General features: G+C 61.9%; 16 protein-coding genes. 5 read left to right on the top strand and 11 right to left on the bottom strand.

Annotated features, from left to right (window positions below; translation table 11 throughout):
- The first annotated feature begins 133 nt into the window (after positions 1 to 133).
- Positions 134 to 922, top strand: coding sequence for a cytochrome c (locus RO009_18060; protein MDT3686940.1), 789 nt, complete (start codon positions 134 to 136; stop codon positions 920 to 922).
- A gap of 42 nt (positions 923 to 964) precedes the next feature.
- Here RO009_18060 and RO009_18065 read toward each other — a convergent pair whose 3' ends face one another.
- A complete protein-coding gene (locus RO009_18065; protein MDT3686941.1) occupies positions 965 to 2,017 on the bottom strand; it encodes a patatin-like phospholipase family protein in 1,053 nt (350 codons plus the stop codon).
- A 69-nt stretch (positions 2,018 to 2,086) separates the two neighbouring features.
- A complete protein-coding gene (locus RO009_18070; GenBank protein MDT3686942.1) occupies positions 2,087 to 3,694 on the bottom strand; it encodes a carboxyl transferase domain-containing protein in 1,608 nt (535 codons plus the stop codon).
- A 91-nt stretch (positions 3,695 to 3,785) separates the two neighbouring features.
- Here RO009_18070 and RO009_18075 point away from each other — a divergent pair, with 91 nt between their 5' ends.
- The 3 genes from RO009_18075 (at position 3,786) to RO009_18085 (ending at position 5,501) form a co-directional block, all read left to right on the top strand.
- Positions 3,786 to 4,133: a hypothetical protein gene (locus RO009_18075; protein ID MDT3686943.1), complete on the top strand. Its 348-nt coding sequence runs from the start codon at positions 3,786 to 3,788 to the stop codon at positions 4,131 to 4,133.
- A 150-nt stretch (positions 4,134 to 4,283) separates the two neighbouring features.
- Complete coding sequence (locus RO009_18080; protein MDT3686944.1) at positions 4,284 to 4,598, top strand: hypothetical protein; 315 nt, start codon at positions 4,284 to 4,286, stop codon at positions 4,596 to 4,598.
- 249 nt (positions 4,599 to 4,847) lie between these two features.
- Positions 4,848 to 5,501 (top strand): DUF1236 domain-containing protein, encoded by a 654-nt coding sequence (locus RO009_18085; GenBank protein MDT3686945.1) that lies wholly within the window; start codon positions 4,848 to 4,850, stop codon positions 5,499 to 5,501.
- Between the two features lie 176 nt (positions 5,502 to 5,677).
- On the opposite strand, the gene RO009_18090 is transcribed toward RO009_18085, so the two are convergent.
- From RO009_18090 to RO009_18105, 4 genes are all read right to left on the bottom strand, one after another.
- Positions 5,678 to 6,397 (bottom strand): endonuclease/exonuclease/phosphatase family protein, encoded by a 720-nt coding sequence (locus RO009_18090; protein ID MDT3686946.1) that lies wholly within the window; start codon positions 6,395 to 6,397, stop codon positions 5,678 to 5,680.
- Positions 6,394 to 8,514, bottom strand: a complete 2,121-nt coding sequence (locus RO009_18095; protein ID MDT3686947.1) for a VTT domain-containing protein — start codon at positions 8,512 to 8,514, stop codon at positions 6,394 to 6,396. The genes RO009_18090 and RO009_18095 overlap by 4 nt, the downstream gene beginning before the upstream one ends.
- An 82-nt stretch (positions 8,515 to 8,596) precedes the next feature.
- Positions 8,597 to 9,250: a glutathione S-transferase family protein gene (locus RO009_18100; protein ID MDT3686948.1), complete on the bottom strand. Its 654-nt coding sequence runs from the start codon at positions 9,248 to 9,250 to the stop codon at positions 8,597 to 8,599.
- A 90-nt stretch (positions 9,251 to 9,340) separates the two neighbouring features.
- The gene (locus RO009_18105) at positions 9,341 to 9,757 is read right to left on the bottom strand and encodes a rhodanese-like domain-containing protein (protein MDT3686949.1); all 417 of its coding nucleotides are present in this window, start codon (positions 9,755 to 9,757) and stop codon (positions 9,341 to 9,343) included.
- Positions 9,758 to 9,873: 116 nt separating this feature from the next.
- Here RO009_18105 and RO009_18110 point away from each other — a divergent pair, with 116 nt between their 5' ends.
- The gene (locus tag RO009_18110; GenBank protein MDT3686950.1) at positions 9,874 to 10,557 is read left to right on the top strand and encodes a DUF599 domain-containing protein; all 684 of its coding nucleotides are present in this window, start codon (positions 9,874 to 9,876) and stop codon (positions 10,555 to 10,557) included.
- A 65-nt stretch (positions 10,558 to 10,622) separates the two neighbouring features.
- Here the strand turns inward: RO009_18110 and RO009_18115 are convergent, their stop codons facing one another.
- From RO009_18115 to queC, 5 genes are all read right to left on the bottom strand, one after another.
- A complete protein-coding gene (locus RO009_18115) occupies positions 10,623 to 10,727 on the bottom strand; it encodes an LPXTG cell wall anchor domain-containing protein (GenBank protein MDT3686951.1) in 105 nt (34 codons plus the stop codon).
- 163 nt (positions 10,728 to 10,890) lie between these two features.
- Positions 10,891 to 11,058, bottom strand: a complete 168-nt coding sequence (locus RO009_18120) for a hypothetical protein (GenBank protein ID MDT3686952.1) — start codon at positions 11,056 to 11,058, stop codon at positions 10,891 to 10,893.
- 78 nt (positions 11,059 to 11,136) lie between these two features.
- Positions 11,137 to 11,967, bottom strand: a complete 831-nt coding sequence (locus RO009_18125; GenBank protein ID MDT3686953.1) for a YdcF family protein — start codon at positions 11,965 to 11,967, stop codon at positions 11,137 to 11,139.
- A 41-nt stretch (positions 11,968 to 12,008) separates the two neighbouring features.
- The gene (locus tag RO009_18130; GenBank protein ID MDT3686954.1) at positions 12,009 to 12,578 is read right to left on the bottom strand and encodes a VUT family protein; all 570 of its coding nucleotides are present in this window, start codon (positions 12,576 to 12,578) and stop codon (positions 12,009 to 12,011) included.
- Positions 12,575 to 13,288: a 7-cyano-7-deazaguanine synthase QueC gene (gene queC / locus RO009_18135; protein MDT3686955.1), complete on the bottom strand. Its 714-nt coding sequence runs from the start codon at positions 13,286 to 13,288 to the stop codon at positions 12,575 to 12,577. The genes RO009_18130 and queC overlap by 4 nt, the downstream gene beginning before the upstream one ends.

Here is a 13,288-nt window from a genome sequence, read left to right on the forward strand (position 1 = left end):
CAATGGGCAATCCTTTGATCGCTTTCGTCGAACGAAAAAGCCCTGCTTTGACATTGTGCAAAGACACAAATTCAAATTTTCGCTTTGATGATTTATTGTCCCAGCCGGATCAAAGCCAAAACGGTTTCAAGCCATGACATCCACGAGATTCGCGCGCCTGCTTGCGGCCGTCGTCCTGCTGTCCTTTATGACGGCACATGCTCAGGAAACCAGGAAAGATATAGCCGACCAGCACACCATCGAACTCTACATTCACGGGGCGCCGACCAGTCCCACCGAAACCTGGCTGCGCGCAGCGGGTGGACGCATCTATGATAACTGGTGGGATGCCCTGGATCGCAAGAAACCCGAGACCACGCATCCGGCGTATCCCAAGAGTGCGAAGCGCAGCGGCGCCACGAGCTGGCGTTGCGTGGAATGTCACGGCTGGGATTACAACGGCAAGGATGGCATCTACGGCAGCGGCGAGCGCTATACCGGGATCAAAGGCATCCGTAAGGCGGCCGGCCGCGACATCACCCGTATCATGGCGCTGTTGCGCGCCGCGCCACACGGTTACACGCAGGACCAGATCAATGACGAGGAATTGCGGCGGGTCGCCATCTTTGTCAGCCGCGGCCAGGACAATGCCGACCGCCATATCGATCCCAGGACCGGCAATGTGAAAGGCGACACCAAGCGCGGCGCCGCCTTGTTCCAGACCACCTGCGCGGCTTGTCACGGCTTCGACGGGCGTGCACTCAACTGGGGCACCGCACAGGAGCCGGGCTATATCGGCACCGAGGCCAACAAATTCCCGCACGAGGTTCTGCACAAGATCCGCAACGCGCATCCGGGCGCGGCGATGATCAATTTGCGCGGTTTTCCGTTCAAGGATGCGATCGATATCCTCGCCTATTCCCGCACGCTGCCGGTCAAATAAGCAGTGAGGCACAGTGAAGCGAGACACAAACGGCTTGGCGCATCAGACCTGTTCCAGCAATATATCAAGATCGACCGATGATTTGACGCCAATATTCTTTGCATCGGCCTGCAAAAAAGCTTCGGCCGCCTTCCGCCCTTCCTGGTGCAGCATGCTGACAAAGTCCCATTCGGCGTTCAGCTTCGACGAATAGCCAAGTTTGTCCATGATGTCGTTGCGCACGACGTGGATGCGCATTTGCGCCCACAAAGCGCCTTCGCTGTTGCCGGCATCGGCCGCCTGGCGCAACAAAGCCATCATGCGCAGCTCCTTCAGTAGCACGGCGTTGAATGAAATCTCGTTGAGGCGATTAAGGATGTCCCGGGCATTGCTGGGCGTGCCCCGCCGTTCGATCGGATTGACCGGCACGATGATCGTGTCCTTGGAAGCGCATTCGCGCACCAGCGGCGTCATCGTCGGGTTGCCGGAATAGCCGCCATCCCAGTAGCTCTCGCCGTCGATCTCGATCGCCTGGAACAGCGTCGGCAGGCAGGCCGATGCCAGCAGGACATCGGGCGCGACCTCATTGTTTCGGAACACGCGCACACGACCCGTGCGGACATTGGTGGCGCTAACGAAAAGCTTAATCGGCGCGCGTTTGAGACGATCGAAATCGATCAGCTTATCTAGGATATTGCGCAGAGGATTGGTGCCGCCCGGATTGAAGTCGTAGGGCGAGAACACGCGCGACATCATGTCCATCGCGATGAAGAAAGGCGAGTTGTCGAGCGTCCAGCGCCCGAGCATGATGTCGAGCGGCGTACGGCGCAAGGGACTGAACTGTGCCGCCTCCGACACGCTGCGCCAGTAGCGCGCGAGCGCGCGGCGCGCGCCTTCGGCGCCGCCTTCGCAATATCCATCGGTCAGCACCGCGGCGTTCATGGCGCCCGCGGAAGTGCCGGATATGCCGTCGATCTTCAGCCAAGGCTCTTCCAGCAGACGATCCAGCACGCCCCATGTGAACGCACCATGGGCGCCGCCGCCCTGCAGGGCGAGATCGACCAGAACCTCGCTGCGAGGCGCCTTGGTTGCCGGCGCGGAGCCTTCATTCTGCATCACATCCCTGGATTTTCGGCAGAACGAACGAAAATGCGTGCACGGTCTGAGCGTGCTATACTACTTTTATCACATCCTAAATACACCAAATCGCGTTTCCTCGATCGGCGCATTCAGCGTCGCGGAAAACGCCAGCCCCAAGACGCGCCTTGTTTCGCTCGGCAGAATGATCCCGTCGTCCCAGAGCCGCGCGGTGGCATAATAAGGATTGCCCTCGCGCTCGTACTGGTCGCGGATCGGCGCCTTGAATTCCTCCTCTTCCACCTCCGACCAGGTGCCTCCGGATGCCTCGATATTGTCGCGCTTGACGGTCGCCAGCACCGAGGCCGCCTGTTCTCCGCCCATCACCGAGATGCGCGCATTTGGCCAGGTGAACAGAAAGCGCGGCGCGTAGGCACGGCCACACATGCCGTAATTGCCGGCACCATAGGAGCCGCCGACGATCAAAGTGATTCTCGGCACGCGGGCGGTGGCGACCGCCGTCACCATCTTGGCGCCATCCCTGGCGATGCCGCCGGCCTCGTAGTCGCGGCCGACCATGAAGCCGACGATGTTCTGCAGGAACAGCAACGGAATTTTCCGCTGACAGCACAATTCGACGAAATGCGCGGCCTTGAGCGCGCTCTCCGAATAAAGAATGCCGTTATTGCCGATGATGCCGACCGGCATGCCGTAGAGATGCGCGAAGCCGGTGACGATGGTTGTGCCATAGAGCTTCTTGAACTCGTCGAATTCCGAGCCATCGACCAGCCGCGCGATGATTTCGCGGACGTCGTATTGTTTCTTCAGGTCGACCGGAACGAGGCCTTCCAGCTCCGTCGCGTCATGCAGCGGCTCGCGTGCAGGAATAATCGTGACATCGTTCGGCTTTTTCGTATTCAGTTTGCCGACGATGCGGCGCGCCAGCGCCAGCGCGTGCATGTCGTCATTCGCCAGATGATCGGCAACGCCGGACTTGCGCGCGTGCAGGTCGCCACCGCCGAGATCCTCCGCCGACACCACCTCCCCGGTCGCCGCCTTCACCAAAGGCGGGCCGCCGAGAAAGATCGTGCCCTGGTTCCTGACGATGATGCTTTCGTCCGACATCGCCGGAACATAGGCGCCGCCGGCGGTGCAGGAGCCCATGACGACGGCAATTTGCGCGATGCCGGCCGCCGACAGATTGGCCTGATTGTAGAAGATGCGCCCGAAATGATCGCGGTCAGGGAACACATCGGTCTGATGCGGGAGATTGGCGCCGCCGGAATCGACGAGATAGATGCATGGCAGGCGGTTCTCGCGCGCGATCTCCTGCGCGCGTACATGCTTCTTCACCGTCATCGGGTAATAGGTGCCGCCCTTGATCGTGGAGTCGTTGGCCACGATCATGCATTCGCGGCCCTCGACACGGCCGATGCCGGTGATCACACCGGCGCCGTGGATGGCATCTTCATAGAGCCCGAATGCGGCGAGCGGCGACAATTCCAGAAACGGCGAGCCGGGATCGATCAGCCGCATCACCCGCTCGCGTGGCAACAGCTTGCCGCGTGCCACATGCCGTTCCCGCGCCTTCTCGTTGCCACCGAGGGCGGCGGCGGCGCGGCAGCTTTTCAGTTCCTCGGCAAGCTGTTTCCACGCTCCTGCATTGCTGCGGAAATCGCGGGCATCCCTGTCGATTGTGGTGTCAATACGAGCCACGCAAGCCTCCTCCGAATCCTAGCGAAACTATGGCGCGGCCCCGCGGGAAAGAAAACCGATCCATCACGGCACCGTGACAGGCTCTTGCCGGATGGGCGGGAACGGCCCGGTGTTTGTGCGCCGGGTGGGGGTTTCTCATGTCGGAGTAAACCCAATGAAAATTGTAACAATCACCACCTTCCTGCTGTTTGGCCTCACGGCAACCGCATTCGGGCAGGCTTCCGCCCAGATGCAGAGCCAGCAAAATCTCACGGCTCCGCCAAGCATGGCCAATCCAAACCGACCGAACACAAGGCGGCCGGCCACTATCGAACGCGAAACGACCGGCATGGGCAGCCGCGAACCGGCGGCGGAGTTTCTGTTCAGTCCGGGAGCAAGGGATCCGCAACGTAACGATCTGACTGTCAGCCCGTTCGGGCCGATGAACAATATCGACTGACCTTGTGCATGACCCCGAGGCGAGGACGGCTGAGCCGCCCTCGCCTTCGCTGATGTTCCATAGCAATGCAAGGGTTCCGAGTGGAACGATCGACTCTGGTCCTGCGTTTTCCAAGCGAGGGGATTCAATCAACATCGGTAAGGTGACGACATGAACAGGCTTCTTACACTTGCGGCGGCGACACTCTTGATGGCCGGCACCGCAGTGGCGCAAGAGACATCGCCTACGCCGGGTCAGCCGGGACCTTCGGCATCGCCGGGCACACCAACCTCGAGCGATAGAGACCCCAACAACCCGGCCGCATCGCGCGATGCAGGTCCGCAAGGTCCGATGGGCACCACCGGCTCCGGCGCACCGGCAGCCAGCGGTTCGCAGAATGACATGACCGCTCCCGCCACCAAGGCGCCGGAGAAAGAACCGCAGCGAAACGATCCAACACCGGATCGTCAGAAGAATGTGCAGTAGTGCGTTCCATTGATAAACGACGCAATAGGTACGGGGCGGAATGCATCCGCTCCGTACGAGTGCATGTCGTGCTGAGCGTGTTGCTTGGAACTGCGTTTAGAACCGTGTGCTGCTTGCAGATTTCGCCTGCGACATGAACGTCCGTTAAAGAGATAATTCTGGCGTCACAGGAACCGTTCCTTGCACGGAACGTTGCTGTCGCGACCGATTTGTCGGCGCACGAGGCAACGGGACTACAGAGAGGAACGCATGATGAAGAAGACATTTCTGATGTCCGCTTCCGCGATCGCGCTGATCGCCGGTGGAACATTTGCACTGGCCCAAGGCATGGGGCGCGAAGCGCCTTCGCCTGCACCGGGCGCGCAGCAATCCGCGCCGGCGGAAAAGATGGCACCGGGGTCAGGCGGTGCGCAGAGGGAGCAGCGAGCGCCTAACGCCAGCACGACCGGCCAAGGCTCCCCGCAGCGCATGGATCAGGACAGCCCGAAGGGTCAATCCGGGACGCGCGATCAGCAGCGGATGAGATCCGGGGATCCGAAGTCCGAGCCGAAAGCCGGCAGCAAGTCGAACGACAAGGCGACGCAAGGCGCCAAGGATCAGGGTTCGAAGGATCAAAGCACCACGGGCCAAGGCGCGGCTGCGACCGGCGCCAATCTGACCGCCGAGCAGCGGACAAAGATCAGCACGTCGATTAAGAAGGTCAACGTGAGGCCCGTAACCAATGTGAACTTCAATGTGTCGGTCGGGACAGTGGTGCCGCGCACGGTCGAACTGCATCCCCTGCCGGCGTCAATCATTGAAATCTATCCGGCCTGGCGCGGATACCGGTTCGTGCTGGTGGAGGACGAAATCATCATCATCGAACCGAGCACCTACAAGATCGTGGCGGTAATCGACGCCTAGTGTCCGCTCCGGTGTAAGCGCAACGGGCGGCCTTTTTCCTGGCCGCCCGTTCTTGCTGTCCGTAAACAGAGCCCTTGCAGATTGTCATATGGCTATTACATAAAAATGACAGATTATCAGGCGCGGTCGAGGACGGATGTACTCCCGGCATGCGACTGAGTGGGAAGCCCGGCTGTTCAGCCGGGTTTTCTGTTTTCGGGAGGATGAACGGGCATCAGGACATCCCCGATCACCGGCAGATGGTCGGAAAGGCTGCGCGCCTGCCCATCCGTCCAGCTCCTGAGCAAAGCGCGGCGCGGCCGGCAGTAGATGCGGTCCAGCCGCAGCAACGGGCACCACGACGGAAAGGTGCGATGGCGCGAGCGGCCGGGCATCGCCCTGCGCAGAACCGAGCGCACTGAGCCCGGCCAAAACCAGTCATTGAAATCGCCGAGCAAGACGACAGGCCCCTCACCTTCGATGAGCTTCAGCAGCGCCCGCGCCTGACTGCGGCGCTCGCGGATGCTCAGGCCCAGATGCGTGCCGACGATCCGCAAGGGTCCGAACGGCGTCATGATGCAGGTGCGGATGGCGCGGCGCGGCTCGAACTCTCCATAGGAGATGTCGGAAATCTCCGTATCGGTGAACGGCCAGCGGCTGATCAACATCTGCCCGTAGTCGCCGTCCTGCGTGACAATCGATTTCGCCCCGACGCCGTGTTTGCCGAGCCGCTGCGGCAACAGCGCGAAGGCATCTTGGCCGTGGCGGGAATCTATCTCCTGTAGCGCCATCACATCGGGATCGGCGCGGGCGATCAACTCGATGACGCGCGCCAGATCGTAGCGCGGATTGCGCCCGAGCGCGCCATGGATATTCCATGTCATCACGCGGACAGCACGTCGCCGGATTTCAGTCACGAGGCTTCCGGCCGATATCTGGCGATGGCCGCCTGAATGCCAAAGGACAACGCGATCCAGGCGATCAATCCGGCGACCAGCAATGCCACCTGTGTGATGCTCGGCGAGACAATGGTGCGCATGATCTGCGGTCCGAATGCCGCCATTGCGATCAGTCCGGGCCCAAGCCCCAGCAACGTGCCGGCGACATATTCGCGAAGACCAATGCCGCTCGCTCCCGCCACGAGATTCACCACGGTGAACGGCGCCACCGGCACCAGGCGAATAGCGGCGACAGCGACGACGCCCTGCTTCACGATACGCTTGCGGATCTCGTTCAGCCGCCCGCCGAGAAAATTCACCAAGGCTTCGCGTCCGAGCCAGGCACCGACGCCGTACATCATCAGCGCGCTCAGCATCGCGCCAAGCGTGGCATAGAGCAGTCCGTACCAGGGTCCGAAGGTGGCGGTCGTCGCGGCGATCAGGATGGTGAGCGGAAACGCAATCAGGCCGCCAAGCAGAAACGCTCCCAGCGCGAAGGCCGGCGCCCACAGGCTCGATCTCACCTCTGCCAGAGCCGCCTGCACGACCGAGGGCCGCGCATAGTCGGCCAACGGCGAATAATACCAAAGCAAGGTAAGCCCCAATAACAGAATTGCCAAAGCAACGAACTTGGTCGCCGGCAACACGGCCAGAAGGCGCAGACTGTTCCGCGTCCAGGAATAGAGCGAACGCTGCGGCCAAGGCCGCCGAGGATCTGCAAGGCTTTCCATATAGGCCGCCATTTCCGCAGGGTTCGGCTCTCCATCATCGATGGGACGCAGGCGATGGCCGCGCTCAGACAGCCGGTCGGCGACTGCGAGGAGCGAACCGGTTTTCCGCAGAGCGGCCTGCACCGCTTCAGCCGACGCCCCGCAATGCTCGCCCAGCAATGTATTGCGAATTCGCAGGACTGCGCTGCGGTCCTTCTCCGATTTCGCTTCGAGGATCAGATCGCATTCCGAATCCGCCCCCATGGAACGGTTATTGAGATTTGCAGAGCCGATGCGAAGCAACCGTTGGTCCACCGTCATCACCTTGGAATGCACCATGACAGGGACGCTCTCATCGTCCTTGCAAACTTCCGGTGCGACCAGCCGCACGCGATGCGCGACGCCGGCGTCTTGCAGAATGTTGCGAAAGCGAATGCGCCCGTTGCGCATGGTCCGCGCCTCTATCCATGATTCCGGCGTATCGGGCGCGACGATCACAGTCTCCAGGGATGGGCGTTCCTTCATTCGCTGAGCGATATGGCGGGCGATGTCCTCGGAGGTGAGAAACTGATTTTCGATATAGAGTTCGCGCTCGGCCGCTGCAATGCAATCATGGAACAGGGTCTCGACTTCACGCACCGCCGCCTCGCCATCGCAGCCCGGCCGCGTACGCGCGATGCCGATATCGATATCGGTGAAGTCAGGTCTGACACTCGAGGGCCAGCAGTCCCAGGTGGCATCGACGCGCGGCAGCCTCGCGCCATCGGCCTGGTGCCAGCGATGGCGGGCCAGTTCCGCCAGTGCCTGTGCCGCCTCGCCTGCCACCACTGCCTGCACGTCATGAAACGGCCGGTAGGCTTCTCCTGCAGGATCGATACGGTTTGGATGGATGACATCATGCGCCGGCGTGTCCCAGCGCCGGATGGTGAGATCGAGGCCGCCGGAAAAGGCGACCGCATCATCGACCACGACGATTTTCTGATGCTGGGAGCAGCCAAACGGCGCGCAATTGTCCAGGCAGAACCGGACCTGATCCGGCGTATTCCAATTCAGCGCCAGCGCCGGAAAGATTTCCCGCTCGAGTGCATAGAGCACCGAAAAATCCCAGAGCAGCAGGTGCACGGTGAGATCCTGCCGCCGCGTCACCAGTTCCGACAGAAATTCCGCGAGCGTTTCCGGAAGGCCGTCATCAGCACAGCCATCCTCGCCGACAAGACGGGTACGGCTATCGATGTCCCAGCCCACAATGGTAATGGAACGCCGGGCGCGCATCATGCTTTCGCGTACCGCCCGGAAGAATGCCGCGCCGTCGATCAGAACGGCGGCCCGCGACGCGCGCACAGCTCGCCAGACATTCCGGTTCGGGCGAAGAGTGGCCTGCGCCATGAGCGATCTTGCATGTTTCTATCGGTCGTCAGGGACGAATCCGACGAACAACGCGCTCACGCCCGCCCGGTTCCCGAAAAGGTCAGTCGCGCTCATTGCCGGGCATGACCCAGGGCTCACGCTCGCCCGAGGCTTCCCATTCCTTCCAGGCCGGCAACGACATCATCGTCGCCATGTAAGCCTCCGCGGCGGCGCCGACGCCGACGTCGTAGCTGAAAAAGCGGGAGACGATTGGCGCATACATGGCATCGGCCACGGAGAACGGCCCGAGCAAAAATGGCCCCGCTTCCCCGAAACGCGTGCGGCTGTCGGTCCAGATCACTTCGATCCGGCGCACGTCTTCCGCCACCTCCGGCGTCAGCGCGAGCTTGCGCCGCCGGCGCCGCATGTTCATCGGGCAATGCCGGCGCAACGCCCCGAAGCCCGCATGCATCTCCGCCGCGATGGCGCGACCATGCGCGCGCGCCGTCGCATCGGCCGGCCACAGCGCAGCCTTGGGATATTTCTCGGCAAGATGTTCGAGGATGGCAAGGCTTTCCCAGATCGGGATGCCGTCATCGATCAGCACAGGCACTTTGCCGGCGGGAGAATAGGTCAAAACTTTTTCGCGACTGCCCGGTTCGTAAAGCGGGATCACCTCTTCCTCGAAATCAAGGCCCGCATGACGCATGGCGATCCAGGGCCGCAGCGACCAGGACGAGTAATTCTTGTTGCCGAGAATGAGCTTCAGCGCCATCGGGGCCTCCGTGAATCGGAGTGATGATCACGGCGCGCACGGATATCGGCAAGCCAATTCTGCTGATCGGCAAATCACGCCGGCGAATGATCAGGATCTGCCGGGCTTGCGCTCCGGCTCCTCGACGGGACCGCCGGCCTTTTTCCACGCACCAAAGCCGCCTCTGATGTGAGCCACGGGCTTCAGTCCCATGCGCTGCGCGCTCTCGGCGGCCAGCGCCGAACGCAATCCCCCGGCGCAAAAGAAGACAAAGCGCTTGTCCTGGGCGAAGACACTCTTGTGATACGGACTTTCGGGATCGATCCAGAATTCGAGCATGCCGCGCGGGCAGTGAAATGCGCCCGGCACCTTGCCGTCGCGCTGCAATTCGCGGATGTCGCGGATATCGACGAGCACCACATCCTCGGCGCCATGCAAAGGCAGGGCCTCGTCGACCGTCAATGTCTCGATGACCCGTTCGGCCTGTTCAACCAAATCGCGGACGCTGGTGGTGATGGTCTGTGTCATGCGGAATTCCTTTGCAGGGGAATATGGTTGCAGAGCCGGCGCCGAGGTCAAGCCCGTTGCCACCCCATGCCCGCAATGGCAGCCTGATCCGAATCACAGGCGTCAAGAGGAGCCCCATGACGCTCTTTTTCGTGCTGGACCTGACCGCCCTCGCCGTCTTCGTCGGTGCCTGGATCGTCTACGCCATCATGCTGGAATGGACGCCGCATGGGCGCAACGGCCTCAATGCCCGGATGGACACCTATCGCGACGCATGGATGTTCCGCATGCTCGAGCGCGAGATGCGCATGCTGGACGGACAAATCATGGCCTCCCTGCAGAACGGGACCGCGTTCTTCGCCTCGACATCGCTGCTGGCGATTGGCGGCGCGCTGACGCTATTACGCTCGCCGGACGAATTGCTGACGGTCGTCGCGTCGCTTCCGCTCGGCATGCCAACCTCGCGCATCCTCTGGGAGATCAAAACCATCGGGCTGGTTGTGATCTTCATCTATGCCTTTTTCAAATTTGCCTGGTGTTATCGCCTGTACAATTACGTGGCGATCATGATCGGGGCAATGCCGCCTTTCAACGACAAGGACTCGGCGGAAGCGAAGGCGCACGCCACGCGCACCGGAAAATTATGCGAATCCGCCGGCCGCCATTTCAACCGCGGACAGCGCGCATTTTTCTTCGCGCTGGGTTATCTCGGCTGGTTTGTGAGTGCGTGGTTGTTTATGGCCACGACCGCCGCGGTGGTGCTGGTGATGTGGCAGCGGCAATTCACGTCTGATGCTCGCACAGCCATGTCCGCTGGCTGAGTAGGCTGAGTAGCCGTGTAGCCGTGAGGCGGCAGCGAGCTGCCGCCCGAGGCTGCACTGAAATCTTACATCAGGTAAAAGATCGCGAAGATTGCGACCACAATCAACGTGGCGCCGGTCCAAACCAGCGTCGACAACGTACTTTCTTGTCCGGTTTCGGGAGTGGCCATGAAAGCCTCCTGTTGCCTTACCCATCGGTCAGGCCACCGGTTCGGCTTCCTGGAACGTGCAACCGGAAGCATCCGGCGGGCATGTTTTTAACATTATACAACTTTCGTTCTAGAACGAAAGTCTAAAACGATGACGGAGCCTTTTAGCAATTACTTCAACCCCTTAGCTAAGGGATAACGACACCCAGACGGCAGAAATCACCACCGCGGCAAGTCCACCGGCCAAAGCAAGCAGGATTCGCTCAGCCTGCTCATGGACCGCACCCGCCTCGTCCTCGATTTCAACGGCGCGTGCTTGTGGATTGAATTCAGGCTGACCATCGAGCGGCATTGGACACGTTCCCCGCGACCCGATCCAATCTTGCTCTGAAGTGATTGCTTTTGCGTAAGCAGGGCGAACGGAGCCTTGTCAGCGCCGACAATCCGACGTGTCGCAGGCGACCGGATGAGGACCGGGCAGAAATTCCGACATGCGGCCGGTCAGCCAGTAAACCAGAATGCCGATCCATTCATGCACGGCGGCGTCCGTGCGCGCCAGGCCGCCTGCGACGCTGCGAAACGGCGTCCACAAATCCTCCGCGCCGTCCGTGCGCCAGTCGACCGGAAAAGCCTCGACCGGAAAATCCGCCGCGCGGAACACCCCGACCGAACGCGGCATGTGATGCGCGGAGGTCACCAGCAGCCAGCGCGAGCCGGGCCTGGGCTTCACCATGTCGCGGGTGAGCGCCGCATTCTCCGCCGTGGTACGCGAGCGATCTTCCAGGATGATGCGCTCCGGCGCGATCCCGAAACTCTCCAATATCCGGCGCACGAACTGCGCCTCGCTCGGTCCGCCGGGAATGAGGCTGGCATTGCCGCCGCTGAATACGATCGGGATCGACGGAAAGCGCCGCGCCAATTCGGCGATGATGGTCAGGCGCTCGGCCGATTCATTGAGCGCGGGTTCGCCGCGCGCTTGCGAGTTTGACGGACTGATGCTGCCGCCGAGAACGACAATGCCATCCGGCGCGCCGCGCGCGGCATCCCATTTGGGAAACCGCTGCTCCAGGGGAAAGATGAGCCAATTGCCGGCCGGCCCCAGTCCGAACACGACGATCAACGCCAGCGCGGCGACGAGCAGGGCCTTGCCGATTTTGGCGAAGCGGGTCGCCATCAGCAGAATGCCGACCAGCATCATCAGGAAGAACAGATTGGACGGTTGCGTGAAAAACGCGAACAGCTTGGACGTGACAAACAGCATGGCCGTCCCCTGTCCTATCCCCCGCGCGGCCTCGCCGCGGATCAAGCCGGCATCAGGCCGATCCGCTCGTCACGCCTGCGCAGCAGCGCGATCAGCGGAATTGACAGCAACACCATCCAGGATTTGCCGACGACCTGACCGGCAAGGAATTCCAGCGAGCCGAAAGCAAGCCAGAGAAAGACGATGGAGTCGACGACAAGCCCGACGATGCTGGAGGCGATGACCGCAAAAACCAGGCGGCGGCGCGCCAGCGGCGTGTAGACGACAAGATCCGCAAGCTCGGACATCAGGAAGGCGGTCGCCGATGCGGCGATCAAGGCGGCCGGCGCGAACAACCCGGACAAGGCCGCGCCGGCGAGGATCGCGGCGATGGATGCGGCAATGCCCAGGCGCCGCTGCAGCAGGTCCCGCAGCACAAAGGAAGCGCCGATCATCAGCACGCCGGACGGCGCGAGCAATCCGGGGGCGACCGGAATGAGGCATGGCGCGTCCGGCCTGCAGACCGTGCCGACATTCAGGATCATCCAGTTCGCCGCCGGCACGGTGAGACAGAAGAGGACCAGGAAAATCAGCCCTTCGATCCAGCGGCGCCATTCCAGCTTTCTCGTCACGTCTTGCGATCCTCTACAAATTTCCACCAGCCCTCCGCCCGCAGCCGGCAGGCCGGACAGTCGCCGCAGCCATAGCCCCAATCCTGGCGCCGCGAACGGTCGCCCAGATAGCAGCTATGGGTGTCCTCGACGATGACATCGAGAAACGCCTGACCGCCGATCTCGCGCGCGAGCGCAAAGGTCCCCGCCTTGTCGATCCACATCAGCGGCGTGTGCAGGACGAAACGACGGTCCATGCCGAGCGACAACGCAAGCTGGACGGCCTTGACCGTGTCGTCCCGGCAGTCGGGATAGCCGGAATAATCGGTCTCGCACATGCCCGCAACCAGATGTTTGGCGCCGCGCCGATAGGCCACGGCGCCGGCAAACGTGAAGAAGATGAGGTTGCGGCCGGGAACGAAGGTGGTCGGCAGGCCACTCTCCGACATCTCGATGGCGATGTCCCGGGTCAGCGCCGTTTCGGACACCTCGCCCAGCGCATCGAGGCGAATGAGATGATCCTCGCCGAACCGGCGTTTCCACGCTGGATCGAGCGCGGCGACCGCATCCCGGATGCGCGGGCGCAGATCCAGTTCAATGCGGTGGCGCTGGCCGTAGTCGAATCCAATGGTTTCCACCTGCGCGAAGCGCTGCAGCGCCCAGGCGAGACAGACGGTGGAATCCTGCCCGCCCGAGAACAGCACCAGCGCCTTGTCATCCCGGAGTGTCAA

The organism is Pseudorhodoplanes sp., assembly GCA_032027085.1.
In the GTDB taxonomy this organism is placed as follows: domain Bacteria; phylum Pseudomonadota; class Alphaproteobacteria; order Rhizobiales; family Xanthobacteraceae; genus Pseudorhodoplanes.